We start from the raw sequence: 14,581 nt of genomic DNA on the forward strand, positions 1-14,581 counted from the left end.
GGCTGTGACCTGTGTTATTCACTATGCGCTAATATCGGACACAAAGAATGGGATGTTCTGCCTTGTTGGCACTTTTGAGATGCAAAGCACATAAGCCTTTATTTGGCGTGAGCAAAGTTTCGAACGTTGGAATAGTTTGCTGTGCACGACCATACTCAATTGTTTCACAAGCACATTAACGTCCTATTCATTGTGAATGGGGCGTTTTTTTATTGCCCCGAATTACCAAAAAAGAAATGAGGGCTAATTATGCAGTTATTGAATATAAATGAAGTGACTCATGATATCAACGGTGAGCGTTTGCTTAATATTGACCAACTTCAGATCAGAACAGCCGACCGAATTGGGGTAGTAGGTAAAAATGGAAGCGGAAAAACGACCCTTATGAATCTTTTGAGCGGCGAAATAGAACTTCAAACAGGTTTTATTGAAAAACATGGAAGCTGCCAGTTGCTTCCACAAATTAAAAATGATCACGCCTTTAAAAGTGGCGGTGAGATCACACAAAGCTATATCGACAAAGCAGTGGCTGCAAAACCAGATATTCTTTTAGCTGACGAGCCAACTGCAAATCTTGACACATCGCATATCGAGAAGCTCGAACAGCAATTCGACCGCTGGCAAGGTGCGCTGGTGATTGTATCGCACGATCGAACATTTCTCGATAAGTTATGTAATAAAATCTGGGAAATTGCAGATACAAAAATAACGACTTATACAGGGAACTATTCGGCTTATGAAGCAGAACGCGAACTTGCACTCAGGCACAAGGAAGAGGCGCATCATGCATACGTACAAAAAAAGAAACAATTGGAGCGCGCTTTGGAGCTCAAAAGAAAAAAGGCTGCTCAGGCAACGAAGAACCCTGAAGCACATCAGGCACGCGCGACACCTTATTATGCTAAAAAACAAAAGAAGCTGTATACGACAGCTAATGCTATTCAAACAAGAATAGACAAGTTAGAAAAGGTGGAGAAAGTGAAAGAAGAACCACCGCTTCAAATGAGTCTGCCGAATGCTGAGACATTGGGAGACCGCATCATCATCCGCGTGAATAACCTTGAAGGCTTCGCAGGGAATAAAGAATTGTGGAAAAAAACAACCTTTCACATCAACGCTGGAAATAAGGTCGGGATCGTTGGCAAAAACGGCACAGGAAAAACAACTTTTCTTAAACAACTTGTTCAAGAGAAAGAAGGGATCACAGTCTCACCAGCTGTTAAGATGGGATACTTCAGTCAAAACCTGGATATTTTAGATCAGGAAAAGTCTATTTTAGAGAATGTGAAGGGAACTTCTGAGCAGGACGAGACGCTTATTAGGGTTGTACTAGGCAGGCTGCATTTTTTTCGCGATGATGTGTTTAAACCAGTCAAAGTACTTAGTGGAGGAGAACGGGTCAAAGTCTCCTTTGCTAAAATCTTTCTAAGTCAAATCAACACCTTGGTTCTTGATGAGCCGACAAATTTTCTTGACATTCAGGGTGTAGAAGCACTGGAATCTTTGTTAGAAGATTTTCCTGGCACAGTTATATTTGCAAGTCATGATCGGCGGCTTTTAGAACGTGTTGCCAAACGTCTGCTAGTGATTGAACAGCAGCAACTTTCTATTTTCGAAGGGGATTATGTGACCTATCAAAATGAGGAAACAATTGAAAAACCTGATAAGATTAACACAGAGCAAATGATTATTGATAACAAAATAACCGAGGTCCTGGGCAAGCTTAGTTTTGAATCGTCTCCAGAACTGGAAAAGGAATATCAAGAGCTCTTGGAGCAAAAAAGAAATATACAATTGAGTCATGAGCTGTAAATTCAACTGGTGTTAGCATGATCGGTGTAAAGCGGTTTACTTGTGGCATGGCTTTCATGTATCATGGATATGTAGACGAGATCTAAACTTACTTTTATAAGGAGGTTTCATATAAATGGCGTTTGTCATTCTTGACCCTTGCCAGGGGGAAAAGTCAGGTGAATGTGTGACCGTTTGTCCGGTGGATTGTATTGAAGAAGGTCCGGATCAGTTTTACATAGATCCTGACATTTGCATAGATTGTGCCGCATGTAAGGCCGTTTGTCCAGTTGACGCAATCGAGGAAGAGTACGATTTGTCATCTGACCAAGAAATTTTTCTTGAAAAGGCAGAGGAATTTTTCGCGAACCGGTAAGCACATAACAACATATAAAAAAAGCGTCCGTTTTCATTGATGAGAGCGGACGCTTTTGTTTGCCTTTTATTAATCGTCATTGTCAGTTGCTTCCTCAGCCAGCTTGGCGGCGAGCCAGCGTTGCGCTGTGTCTTCGTCCACTTCATAAACCTTGCCTGCCCTGAGCAAATCTCCGTGATAAGCTGTTTGAACATTCATCTTTACTTTTACCATTAAACCGCTCCTTTTACACATTTCTATTTCAGTATAATATATATTCCTCTTAATTGACACGACTTAGACACAAAAAGCGAGCTTATTATGTTGATAATAATAATCAATTTCAATTAAGATAGAAGTAACCGAATGATATTAAGAAAGTGTGGGATGAACATGTCCAACATATTGATGATATATGCCAGTACGACCGGGAATACAGAGTTGATGGCCGAAGCGATAACGGATTATCTCGAAGCATGTCATCACACAGTCGAGATCCGAACGTTTGATTTTGATCCGATTGATGTGGAAGACTTGATTGAATACGATGCGGTGTTAATTGGAACACACACATGGGATGATGGAACACTTCCTTATGAGGTCGAAGATTTTGATGAGGAGCTTAACGAGACCGATATCAGAGGTCCGGTATATGGCGTGTTTGGTTCGGCTGATTCTTTCTATGACACTTATGGCGGTGCGGTCGATATCCTTTGGGAGCATATCAAAGATCTTGGCGGGCATGTTATCCCCCAGAAGCTAAAGGTCGATCTCACGCCTGATCAGGAAGACATTGAACGCTGCCAGGCTTTCGCTGCAGAAGTATGCAGGTTATTGGATAAGGCCTCTTAAATACACATCCCCTTTATCAAAGCAGGCAACAATCGCGGCTTTGCTAAAGGGGATTCTTGTTTTGAAATTAAATTGAAGGTCAATTGAGGAATTGAGGGGTTCCGGGATCTAGGAGCATTTTTAACCGTAAAGTTTTTTAAAAATGCCAATATCACGTTCATGTTGATATTGCTTTTCCCAGATTAAATCATTATCTGCTTTTAATGCCCTTAATTGATCCAATACTTGTTTGTGGCGCGTATCGCTTTCCTCTTTTATAGAAGTTATATCTTCCTTCATAGAGCTTATATCTCTTTTCATGCTTGTTTGTTCTTCCATGATCGTTCCCACTGTTTGAACAATTGTCTCAAGCATTTTTTCAATATGATCGGCTTGCTCAGGACTCATCTGTATTCACCTCCTTAACAGCTATTATACGTCATGTCGGGATCTATTACGATATGAAAATATAAGAAACATAACTGAAATAATATTTTAAAAAATACCATTGACTTATGGAATATATTTTTATATAATTCATTTGAGCGAAATAAAAGGGCTTTCATTTAAACGTGTAAGTCATTTATTTTTGATCAGTTGTAAAGGCTTACTTTTAACAAAAGGGAGGGCACTGGTTTTCGTTTATTTGTCTACATATTGGAAAATTTAAGCCTTGTCAACATGAAATCGTATTACAAAATAAGAGAGGGGTCTATTCATATCATGATTAAGAAAAGTTTAACAGGTTTATTGTTGTTGATGGTTTTACTCGTTTTTTCCGCTTGCGGCGGTAATGACGATAATTCATCTTCAAAAGGTGATAATGCTGAAGGTAATACGAACGAGGGGTCTGAACAAACTGAAATTGAATTTTGGACAATGCAGCTGAAGCCAACATTCACCGATTATATTGAAGGTGTCATCTCTGACTTTGAAGAAGAAAATCCTAATATTACAGTTAAGTGGCTGGATGTTCCGGCAGCAGATCTTAGTCAGAAGATCTTGACGTCTGTAAGTTCCAACACTGCCCCTGATGTGGTGAACCTGAACCCTAACTTCGCGTCACAGCTGGCAGATTTGGATGCCCTGGTTAATATGGATGAAGCAGTTCCTGAAGAAGACCAGAAGCTTTATGTAGAAGGCGCTTGGGAAGCCAATCAGATCAATGGAACAACATTTGCGATTCCATGGTACCTGTCTACAGAAGTAATGCTGAATAACACAGCCGTTTATGAAGAAGCAGGTCTTGATCCTGAAGAGAATTTCCCTGAAACATATGAAGATGCTAAAGAATTGGCTAAAACTGTTAAAGAAGAAACAGGCAAATATGGTTACTATCCTTCACTTGATTTGTCCTTAGTTCTGCAGCACATGGTGAAAATGGGCGCAGAATTGACAAACGAAGATGGTACAGAAGCTGCATTTAATACAGAAGAGGGCCTTTCAACATTTGAATATTTCACAGACCTCTATCAGAACGACCTGATCCCGCGTGAAGCTTTGACAGGTGATCAGAGAAACACAATTGATATGTATCAAGCAGGTGAAGTGGGTACATTTATTGGATCACAGTTCATTTCACAAATTAAAGAAAACGCACCTGATGTTTACAAGAACACAGTACCATCTAAAGGTATTACTGGTAAAAGCGGTAAGAAAACAATTGCTGTTCAAAATATTGTCGTGCCAGAACAAACAGAAAGTAAAGATGCAGCTGTTAAGTTTGCACTCTTCCTCACAAATGGCGACAACCAGCTTGAGTTTGCCAAGTTGACACCAATTATGCCTTCAAACGTTGAAGCATTGGAAGATCCATACTTCCAAGATGCTGGAGAAGATGCTGAGCCGATTGATATGGTTCGTATTACCTCTGCATCACAGTTGGACGAGTCAGAGCTTTTAATTAAACCAATGAAAAATTATGATGAACTCAGACAAGCTATGCATGACGCCATTTCAGAGGCCATGCTCGGCAACATGAGTCCACAAGAAGCACTCGATCAGGCAGAAGCAGAGTGGAACAATATTCTAAGTAAATAAACAAGTTTGGAGGGGGAGAAGGTTAACTTACCTCCCCTTCTTTTTTTAAGACATCATATCGTGATCTGATTTTTAGAATGTGGGGTGAAATATGTGAAAACAAACAAGCTTACACCATACTTGTTCCTGCTGCCTGGTTGTGTCATATTAGGCGCGTTTATTTTTTATCCGATGCTGCAGGCATTTTGGATGAGTTTGACGGATTATAATATGATTACAGATCCTGAGTATGTGGGTTTTAGCAATTATGAGACGTTGTTTCAGGATGGTTTGTTTTGGAAAACCTTAACAAATACCTTTATCTATTTGATAGGTGTTGTGCCAGCATTGGTGGTTATACCTATATTTCTGGCTGTTCTGGTGAATCAGAATCTGAGAGGAATTGGTTTCTTCCGTTCAGCCTATTATATTCCTGTGGTCACCTCACTGGTTGTTGCCGGTATTGCTTGGGACTGGGTCTATAAAGAAAATGGGCTGCTAAACTATGCACTGGACGTGCTGAATATTATCTCAGAACCGATCCACTGGTTAACCTCGACGCAAACAGCTATTTTTGCCGTTATGGTCGTAACCGTGTGGAAGGGCTTGGATATTATATGATTATTTATCTGGCCGGCTTACAGTCAATTCCTACTGATCTTTATGAAGCTGCGGACATTGACGGAGCCAATTGGTGGCAAAAGATTACCAAGGTGACGATTCCAAATTTGATGCCATTCGTATTGATTGTCTCCATTATGTCATCGATTGCGGCAATGAAAGTGTTTGAAGAAATTTATATTATGACTGGTGGCGGGCCGCTGCACAGTTCCGAAACGCTCGTATTCTACATATATACGGAAGCATTTGACCGTCTCAATATGGGGTACGCAAGTGCAGCAGGGGTTATTCTATTCCTGCTTACATTGATTCTATCAGCTATCAATATCAAAACAATGGGCAAAGACAACACAGCGTAAGGGGGAACTTGAATGGCAAGCAAATCATCTGACAAATCCATTGTAAGAAAATTGTTTTTGTATCTTCTGTTAATTGTTGTAACACTTTTTATGATTGGTCCGTTTTTATGGCTGTTGTCAACGGCATTGAAGTCAGGGAGCGAAAATATATTTCAGTATCCCCCAAGCTTCTGCCCGAAGAGCCAACTTTAATGAACTTTGTGAAAGTCATGGACACGTTCCCGTTTTGGCGCTACCTATTTAATAGTGTCGTAGTTGCTTTTCTAACGGTGTTTTTAAATGTTTTATTCTGTTCTTTAGCCGCTTATCCACTGGCTAGAATGAAGTTTAAAGGCCGGAATACAATTTTCATTCTGGTGCTCACAACCATGATGATTCCATTCCAGCTTTTAATGATTCCAGTTTACATTATTTCTTTAAATCTTGGCTTGCAAAACACCTATCTGGGTATGGTCCTCCCGCACGTCACGACGGCATTTGGTGTGTTTCTTATGCGACAGGCCTTTATCACCGTCCCAAACGAACTTGACGAATCGGCGCGAATGGATGGTGCCAATAGTTTTCAGATCTGGTACCGCATTTTAATGCCGCTTGTGAAGCCATCGATGGTAACGTTAATGATCTTCACGTTTGTATCGGCATGGGGCGACTTCCTATGGCCATTAATCATCGTGAATGATCAAGACATGTTTACACTGCCACTTGGGTTGAATATGCTCCAAGGCACATTCACCTCGGACTGGCGTCTCATTGCAGCAGGTGCGATCATTTCAATGATTCCAATCATTGTTTTCTTCCTGTTCTTGCAAAAATTCTTTATCAAAGGCGCTATGAGTGGTGCGATTAAAGGTTAAAGGAGGGTCCATTCATGAAGTCTGCTGAACTGCAGAAGAAAATTGGTCATTTGTTTGTAGTAGGATTTGAAGGAAAATCTGTTCCGGATTATATTCGTAAAATGATTCATGATGATCATATTGGCGGCATCATATTGTTCAGCCGAAACATCGGCACGCCATCGGAAGTTCTCGAACTGACGACTGAATTGCAATTGGAAGCCAAACGTGCCGGTTATGAGCAGCCTTTGCTCATCTGTCTTGATCAGGAAAACGGCATCGTCCGCCGGTTGGGTGAGGGTACAACACTGTTCCCTGGTTCGATGGCCCTCGGTGCAACTCACAATGCAGATAATGCCTACCAAGTTGGTCTTGCAACAGGCAAAGAGTTAAAAGCGCTTGGTATTAACTGGAACCTTGCACCAGATGCAGATGTTAATAATAACCCGAGAAATCCTGTGATTGGTGTAAGGTCTTTTGGAGAGTCAGCCGGCAAAGTTGCCGAGTTTGCTCAGGCAGCTATGAAGGGCATGCAGGACGCTGGCATTATCACCACATTAAAACATTTCCCGGGAATTGGTGATATGGATATAGATCCCCACCTTGATCTGCCAGTCATTTCTCATGACAGAGAAAGACTTGACAGCGTGGAATTGCACCCTTTTAAAACCTGTATTGATTCAGGTGCAGATACGGTCATGACAGCTCATATTTACTTCCCGGCCATTGATGATGAAACCGGGCTGCCTGCAACCTTATCCCGAAAAGTGATAACCGGCCTTTTAAGAGAAGAAATTGGTTTTACCGGGGTCGTCACAACCGATTGCCTCGAGATGAAGGCTATTGCGGATGGTGTCGGGACTGAGCAGGGCACCGTACACGCCATCCAAGCGGGGGTTGACCTTGCTATGATTTCACATACCGAACAGACTCAGAAAGCAGCGCTTCAAGCGGTATATGACGCCGCTGTGAATGATGAAGCGTTTATGAACGTGATTGATGCTGCAGATCAACGGATTTATGACCTCAAGGCAAAATATCTTCGCTGGGAAGATCTGCAGCTGGAGAAGTCCACTGCCCAAATAGACGTAGCTCAACACTGTGATCTGGCTGAACGCATTTACAGAGATAGTGTCACAATTGCCAAGAACGATGGTATCCTGCCATTGAAATTAAATAAAGAAAGCACCGTACTTGTAGTGGATTCTGACGAGGCATCTTTCAGCTTGGCTGAAGATCAAAGCAACACAGACTTTTCATTTGGACAATACGTACAAACACACCACCCGAACACAACGGTTGTCCAGCTGAATGCTATGACGGAAGAAGCAGATATGTCCCAATACGAGTGCGTCGTATTGTGCACAAGAAGTTTAAATCCAAGTGAGAAAGTTTTGACCCTGGCAAACGATCTTTATGAAACGGGTGTGCCGTTTGTTGTGGCAGCCCTAAAAAGTCCGTATGAGCTTTCCAGGTTTCCGAAAGCTTCTGCGCATATTTGCACCTATGAGTCAACAACCACTGCTATTGAAATCGCCGTTGCTGCCATGTTTGGTGAAGTGAGCGTTCAAGGACGCTTGCCTGTAAATTTGCCGGATGTGTGAGAGGGGGATTGTATGAAAATTGGACTCGATGTATTTTTGACGCACACATATAAATCCTTTAAAGGTGAGCGGATTGGTTTAATTACAAACATGACAGGTGTGAATCAAAACCTCATTCCTGCCATTGATCTGTTTAATCAACATCCTGATATTCATTTAACCGCTTTATATGCCCCTGAACACGGTATACGCGGGGACGCAAGAGAGGGTGAGCAGATTGAATCTGCGGTCGATCCTTCGACAGGTCTTCCGGTTTATAGTTTGTATGGGGATACTCGAAAACCAACTGAAAAGATGCTGGAGTCAGTTGATGTGCTTGTGTTTGATCTCCAGGATATTGGTGCGCGTTATTACACTTATATTTACACAATGGCCTATGTCATGGAAGCGTGCAAAGAACATGACAAGAAGCTGGTTGTGCTGGACCGTCCAAACCCTGTGTCTGGTGCTCAAGTCGAGGGAAACCTTGTGGAAGAATCTGTTCGTTCTTTTGTCGGCCTATTTCCTATTCCGAACCGACATGGCATGACTGTGGCTGAGCTGGCATTGATGTTTAAAAGTGAATTCGGCTATGACTGTGATCTTACCGTCGTTCCGATGGAGGGTTGGGAACGCAGGATGTACTATGACGATACAGGACTTTTCTGGGTACCGCCTTCACCGAATACCACCCATACAGATATGACGATATTGTACCCTGGCACATGTCTCATCGAAGGGACAAACCTGTCAGAAGGAAGAGGCACCACCAAACCATTCGAACAAATCGGGGCTCCGTTTATAGACGGTCAGGAGCTGGCTCATGCTTTTAATCAGAAAAACATACCCGGTGTTCTCGCACGGCCAACTTCTTTCATTCCTTCGTATCAAAAATATGAAAATGAAGTGTGCAGCGGTGTACAGCTGCATGTTTCAGACAGAGATCAACTGAACTCATTTGAAGCAGGAATTAAACTGCTGGACACGGTAGCAATGCTATACGAAGATGCGTTCAGCTTTTCAGAGAATGACAACGGCAAATTCTTCTTTGATCTTTTAGCAGGGACGAAACGGTTGAAATCCTTGATACTGGAAGGGGACACTGCTGAATTCCTTGAATTATGCAAGCAGCAATCACAGGATTTCCGCAAGCAAAGAGAACGTTATCTTTTATATGATTAGGATGGGGAAGCGGATGAATCTAACACATTTAACGACAGAAAAGAGAAATGAGCACACGATGCATATCGATAATATGTCGACACACGATATGCTTAAGGTGATGAATCAGGAAGATATGACGGTCGCTCAAAGTGTTCAAAAAGTGCTGCCGGAAGTGGAAGAGACGGTTAAAGCTGTTTCTCACGCTCTCGCTAAGGGTGGGAAGCTGTTCTATGTCGGTGCTGGCACAAGTGGGCGCATAGGCATATTGGATGCCGTGGAATGTCCGCCTACATTCAGCACACCTCCCGAACTGGTGCAGGCAGTGATGGCCGGCGGGAACGATGCATTCGTTCAAGCCGTAGAGGGCGCGGAAGATGAGGAAGCACGCGGCAGAGAAGATTTGGCGAAAAGAGATCTGACAGAGCTGGATGTTGTGGTGGGGATCGCTGCAAGCGGGCGGACACCTTATGTCATTGGCGCTTTAAAATATGCTGAAGAAACAGGCGCAGATACAGTGAGCCTCTCTAGTAATGCTCATGCTGCGATCAGTGATTTTGCGCGAATCAATATCGAGGTCATCACTGGGCCTGAAGTGTTAACCGGATCAACGAGAATGAAAGCTGCAACAGCTCATAAGATGATTTTGAATATGATTACGACAGCCTCCATGATCAACATTGGGAAGGTGTATGAGAACCTGATGGTGGACTTGAAGGTGAGTAACAACAAGCTGAAAGAACGTGCCAAGAACATGTTGTGCACGATTGCCGGTGTATCATATGAAGAAGCTGAAGCCGTACTGGAAGAGACAGGCTATGAAGTGAAGCCTGCGATTGTCATGATCAAAGCACACGTCACTCTCGCTGAAGCACAAAAGAGAATTGATGAAGCACAAGGCTTTGTGCGTAATGCCATCGAATCTCCCAACGAATAAGAAAATGGTGTACCATATACATAAATACCCATAAGCGAGCTGATCGTATGACCACTACTGGCGGAATTTTAATACTGACGGAAATGCTTCCGAAACTCCCCCCGTCCGAAAAGAAAATAGCATCCTATATTATTGAGCATCCTCAGGAGTCGATCTCTTTGACAGCTAATGAATTGGGGAAGCGGAGTTCCACGAGTGGTGCCGCTGTGATCCGTCTTTGCAAATCGTTGAATTTGCAAGGGTTTCAAGATCTCAAATTGAGAATTGCGGGGGATTTACAAAAACCCGATGATTATGTTGGCTATCAGGATATCCAGCCAAACGAAACGGCGAGTTCTATCATAAAGAAGATGACAGATAATACAGTGCAGACGATCCGTGAAACGGCTGAACTGCTTAATACAGAACAGTTACAAAAGGCCGTTGACGTTTTAAGAGTCTCAAGACGGATTCATTTCATAGGTGTGGGGGCCTCAAGCATTGCTGCGGAAGACGCTCAGCAGAAATTTCTCCGTATAGATAAAACCGCACACGCATTTAAAGATATGCATATGGCAGCGACATTGGTCGCAAACGCTTCCGATAAAGACGTAGTGGTGGGTATCTCTTTCTCTGGGGAAACGCCAGAGATTGCGAAGATCCTGCAACTGGCCAATGAAAACAATGCAGCAACGATCAGTTTAACCAAATATGGCAAATCGACCGTCGTTGACCATGCGGATATCAATCTGTTCACCTCGGCTACAAGTGAACCAACCTTTAGAAGCGGTGCGACTTCATCACGTATTGCTCAGCTGCAGGTTGTAGATATTCTCTTTATGTGTGTGGCATCTCTCCAATATGAAGAAACGGTCAGACATTTAGGGGCCACGAGAGACGCGGTTGACTTCCTGACGTTAAACGGTAAAAAAGGGTAAATGATCATAAAGGGTTAGCTCGTCAAGGGTTAATCCTTTTCTTTAATGGAGGCGAACTTGATGTATTTTTTAGGAATTGACGGGGGCGGCACCAAGACAAAAGGTGTCATTACAGATGGACATGGGCATGTGCTGGCAGAAGCCTTGGCCGGGGCAACAAATCCCAATGGGGTGCCGCTCCAAAAAGTAGAGGAAGCATTTAAGCAGTTGTTCGGTCAGCTGATGAATGACTCAGGCCTTCATGCAAACGACATAACTCAAGTCTTTGCAGGACTCTCCGGTGTGAGCAGACCTGATGACCAACAACAGATGCGTCAGATGCTCTCAAGTTTACTGGACGGGCAATGTGAGGTCGAAGTGGATAATGACGCTGTAACGGCTTTGTATTCAGGTACTCTGGGAGAGCCGGGTGTCGTTCAGATCTCCGGGACAGGATCGATTACATACGGTATAAATGAGGGAGGGCTCCATAACCGTGTTGGTGGCTGGGGACATTTTATTGATAAAAAGGGCAGCGGCTTTACACTTGGGAAAGACCTATTGGATGCCGTATTTCGTGCATATGATGGCTTGAGCGGCCCTACGTCTTTGCAAGAGGCTGTGCTTGATCATTTTAACGAGAAACAGCTGCCGAATCTCATACCTCATATCTATCAATCCGATAACCTTAAAGTCACTGTTTCCGGCTTGGCGAAGTTGGTTTTTACTGAAGCAGACAAAGGTGATCCGGCTTCCTGTGCCATCATAACGGAGCATGCACAGGCGATTGGGGCGTCCATCGCTTGTTTAATCGATAAACACTTTACAAGAGAGACGGATGATCAGATTCCTGTCGTTTTGGCTGGCGGTATTTTTAACCGGATGGACTTGTTCCATGAGCCGATTGCAGCAACGCTTGACAGGCATGGGATAGATGCGAAACTGATTAAACCTGAACTTGAACCTGTCGCAGGGGCAGTGGTTGGGGCGATCACACATCAGCACTTATCGATAGAAAAACAAACCTTTTTTGAAAACTATCAAACGTCCATGAATGAGGTGAATTGAGTTTGAAGATTGCAAAATGGAACGACGCTTATTTTGATGATCTGGTTAAGTTGTGGAATCAGGAACTTGCCGATGAATTCCCAATGCGAAAAGCGCTTTTTGAACAAAACAGTTTCAAAGATAAAAATATCTCCTGGGAGGGTTCGGCTGTAGCTTTGGATAACTTTGAGCAGGTTATCGGATTTATTGCTGCAAAGCAGTGGCAGGAAGAATTGGCTGTGGACATGCCGGCGACAACAGGCTGGATCCAAGTGCTTTTGGTTGACCAGGAGCACCGAAATAGAGGAGTGGGTACGCAATTACTCAAACATGCAGAGTCCGTATTGCAGTCTCATGGTGCCCGCGAAATCTTGCTAGGGCGTGATCCGTGGCATTACTTTCCTGGAGTCCCCAACGACTATTCTGACACGAAAGATTGGTTTGAAAAGAAAGGCTATCAAGCATACGCCAACGAATATGACCTGTTGCAACACTATGGTAAAAATGAACCGATCACCCACCCTGAATTTCCAGAAGCCGACGTCTCTCTGCTGAAGCAAAGTGAAAAAGAGGCGTTTCTGGCGTTTTTAAACCGCTGTTTCCCTGGACGCTGGGAATATGAGGCGATAAAATACTTTGAGCAAGGTGGAACAGGCCGTGAGTTTGTGATCCTCAAAAAAGCAGGGAATATCATTGGCTTTTGCCGGGTGAATGATCCGGATGCGCCTCTGATTGCTCAAAATACATATTGGGCACCGCTGTTTGAAGGAGATCTTGGGGGTGTAGGCCCGCTTGGGGTAGATGCCTCAGAGCGCGGCCAGGGCTATGGTCTGGCCATCGTGGAGGCAGGTATTGCTGAACTCAGAAGACGCGGCATACAGGACATCGTCATCGACTGGACAGGTTTGGTCGACTTTTATAAAAAATTAGGTTACGACATTTGGAAAAGCTATGTCTCGTATAAAAAACCTTTGAATGGACTGGAGGAGGCGCGATGAAAGCACAAGTGCTTGAGTTTCTGCAACAGGAAATTGACCTTAACCATATTCCGGGTGCCGTCATCCAGGTGTCCCATAAGGGCGAAATTCTACTTAGAGAAGCGATCGGAAACAAGGTCGTCCACCCAATACCTGCCCCGATGCAGCTGGATACCGTATTTGATCTTGCATCACTCACGAAAGTAATCGCCACTTTGCCTGCTGTACTGAAACTGATTGACTCTGGCGACCTTCGACTTGACGACCCTGTGGGATATTTTCTGCCTGCATTTTCCCGAAATGATAAGGATGAAATCACAGTTCGGCATCTGCTGACACATACGTCTGGACTAACCGGCCATCGCCAATTTTATCAACAAGGCGCTACGACAGATCAGGTGCTCGAGAACATTTACACAGAGTCGTCTGTCTATGAATTGGGCACACATGTGATGTACAGCGACCTCGGCTTTATTACGTTATATAAGATAGTGGAAGTCCTCACAGGAACATCCTTTGACGACTTCATCACCCGGGAAATTCTTACCCCGCTTGACATGCATGAAACGGTCTTTAATCCTACGTTTGATACAGAGCGGTATGCAGCGACTGAATACAGTGAGGCATTGGGTGATTATAAAAGCGGGATTGTCCATGATGAAAATACTGAAGCCATGGGCGGGATCAGCGGGCATGCAGGGCTGTTCTCGACTGTGGCTGATTTGAATAACTTTGTTTCGATGATTGAAAATGGCGGGACCTATAAGGGGAAACGCATTTTGTCAGAGAGCGTGCTGAACGTGGCACGACAGAACTACACGCCATTTGCCACTGAGTACCGCGGACTTGGCTGGATATTGAAAAGTCCCGCCCATGCTTCGTGTGGTGATTTGTTTTCAGAAAGTTCTTATGGCCATACAGGGTTTACCGGCACAAGCATCTGGTTTGATCCTGAGATCGACCTGAATGTGATTTTGCTGACCAATCGCGTTCATTTTGGCAGACAGCCGCATATGATCCGGCTGCGTCCAAGGTTGCATAATTTAATCAGATCGTATTTTAACTGAACATATAATCTGGACCGGCTTCCTTGGAAAGGAACCGGTCCTTTCAAGTTGTCGGCTGTATGGACTTTTTTCGACAATCCCATTAAAATGGAGTTAGACTTCTG

General features: G+C 43.7%; 16 protein-coding genes. 14 read left to right on the forward strand and 2 right to left on the reverse strand.

The annotated features are described in order from the left end of the window. Positions 1-249: 249 nt before the first annotated feature. Complete coding sequence (gene abc-f / locus JNUCC1_RS13300; RefSeq protein ID WP_156645931.1) at positions 250-1,812, forward strand: ribosomal protection-like ABC-F family protein; 1,563 nt, start codon at positions 250-252, stop codon at positions 1,810-1,812. 115 nt (positions 1,813-1,927) lie between these two features. Continuing rightward, positions 1,928-2,167, forward strand: coding sequence for an indolepyruvate ferredoxin oxidoreductase subunit alpha (locus JNUCC1_RS13305; RefSeq protein ID WP_156645932.1), 240 nt, complete (start codon positions 1,928-1,930; stop codon positions 2,165-2,167). A 69-nt stretch (positions 2,168-2,236) separates the two neighbouring features. On the opposite strand, the gene JNUCC1_RS18310 is transcribed toward JNUCC1_RS13305, so the two are convergent. Next, positions 2,237-2,380 (reverse strand): hypothetical protein, encoded by a 144-nt coding sequence (locus JNUCC1_RS18310; protein ID WP_197431743.1) that lies wholly within the window; start codon positions 2,378-2,380, stop codon positions 2,237-2,239. 159 nt (positions 2,381-2,539) lie between these two features. On the opposite strand from JNUCC1_RS18310, the gene JNUCC1_RS13310 reads away from it, so the two are divergent. Continuing rightward, positions 2,540-2,998, forward strand: coding sequence for a flavodoxin (locus JNUCC1_RS13310; protein ID WP_156645933.1), 459 nt, complete (start codon positions 2,540-2,542; stop codon positions 2,996-2,998). A 120-nt stretch (positions 2,999-3,118) separates the two neighbouring features. Here JNUCC1_RS13310 and JNUCC1_RS13315 read toward each other — a convergent pair whose 3' ends face one another. Beyond that, entirely contained in the window at positions 3,119-3,385 is a 267-nt protein-coding gene (locus tag JNUCC1_RS13315; protein WP_156645934.1) for a hypothetical protein, read from the reverse strand. A gap of 315 nt (positions 3,386-3,700) precedes the next feature. On the opposite strand from JNUCC1_RS13315, the gene JNUCC1_RS13320 reads away from it, so the two are divergent. The 11 genes from JNUCC1_RS13320 (at position 3,701) to JNUCC1_RS13365 (ending at position 14,477) form a co-directional block, all read left to right on the forward strand. Further along, entirely contained in the window at positions 3,701-5,017 is a 1,317-nt protein-coding gene (locus JNUCC1_RS13320; RefSeq protein WP_156645935.1) for an ABC transporter substrate-binding protein, read from the forward strand. A 93-nt stretch (positions 5,018-5,110) separates the two neighbouring features. Beyond that, positions 5,111-5,617, forward strand: coding sequence for a carbohydrate ABC transporter permease (locus tag JNUCC1_RS18770; protein ID WP_231784216.1), 507 nt, complete (start codon positions 5,111-5,113; stop codon positions 5,615-5,617). Further along, positions 5,614-5,976, forward strand: a complete 363-nt coding sequence (locus JNUCC1_RS18775) for a carbohydrate ABC transporter permease (protein WP_231784217.1) — start codon at positions 5,614-5,616, stop codon at positions 5,974-5,976. The genes JNUCC1_RS18770 and JNUCC1_RS18775 overlap by 4 nt, the downstream gene beginning before the upstream one ends. Before the next feature lie 107 nt (positions 5,977-6,083). After that, positions 6,084-6,830: a carbohydrate ABC transporter permease gene (locus JNUCC1_RS13330; RefSeq protein ID WP_231784218.1), complete on the forward strand. Its 747-nt coding sequence runs from the start codon at positions 6,084-6,086 to the stop codon at positions 6,828-6,830. A 14-nt stretch (positions 6,831-6,844) separates the two neighbouring features. After that, positions 6,845-8,413: a glycoside hydrolase family 3 protein gene (locus JNUCC1_RS13335; protein ID WP_156645936.1), complete on the forward strand. Its 1,569-nt coding sequence runs from the start codon at positions 6,845-6,847 to the stop codon at positions 8,411-8,413. 12 nt (positions 8,414-8,425) lie between these two features. Next, complete coding sequence (locus JNUCC1_RS13340; RefSeq protein ID WP_156645937.1) at positions 8,426-9,574, forward strand: exo-beta-N-acetylmuramidase NamZ family protein; 1,149 nt, start codon at positions 8,426-8,428, stop codon at positions 9,572-9,574. Positions 9,575-9,587: 13 nt separating this feature from the next. Continuing rightward, positions 9,588-10,490: an N-acetylmuramic acid 6-phosphate etherase gene (murQ, locus tag JNUCC1_RS13345; RefSeq protein WP_156645938.1), complete on the forward strand. Its 903-nt coding sequence runs from the start codon at positions 9,588-9,590 to the stop codon at positions 10,488-10,490. Between the two features lie 47 nt (positions 10,491-10,537). Beyond that, on the forward strand, positions 10,538-11,407 hold the full coding sequence (locus JNUCC1_RS13350; RefSeq protein ID WP_156645939.1) for a MurR/RpiR family transcriptional regulator: 870 nt from the start codon (positions 10,538-10,540) through the stop codon (positions 11,405-11,407). A gap of 60 nt (positions 11,408-11,467) precedes the next feature. Next, positions 11,468-12,454, forward strand: a complete 987-nt coding sequence (locus tag JNUCC1_RS13355; protein WP_197431744.1) for an N-acetylglucosamine kinase — start codon at positions 11,468-11,470, stop codon at positions 12,452-12,454. Positions 12,455-12,456: 2 nt separating this feature from the next. Next, on the forward strand, positions 12,457-13,431 hold the full coding sequence (locus JNUCC1_RS13360) for a GNAT family N-acetyltransferase (RefSeq protein WP_197431745.1): 975 nt from the start codon (positions 12,457-12,459) through the stop codon (positions 13,429-13,431). Further along, positions 13,428-14,477 carry a serine hydrolase domain-containing protein gene (locus JNUCC1_RS13365; RefSeq protein WP_156645941.1) on the forward strand — a complete coding sequence of 350 codons (1,050 nt, stop codon included), beginning with the start codon at positions 13,428-13,430 and terminating at the stop codon, positions 14,475-14,477. The genes JNUCC1_RS13360 and JNUCC1_RS13365 overlap by 4 nt, the downstream gene beginning before the upstream one ends. The last annotated feature ends 104 nt before the right edge of the window (positions 14,478-14,581 follow it).

It is taken from the genome of Lentibacillus sp. JNUCC-1, from assembly GCF_009741735.1.
Classification (GTDB): domain Bacteria; phylum Bacillota; class Bacilli; order Bacillales; family Amphibacillaceae; genus Lentibacillus_B.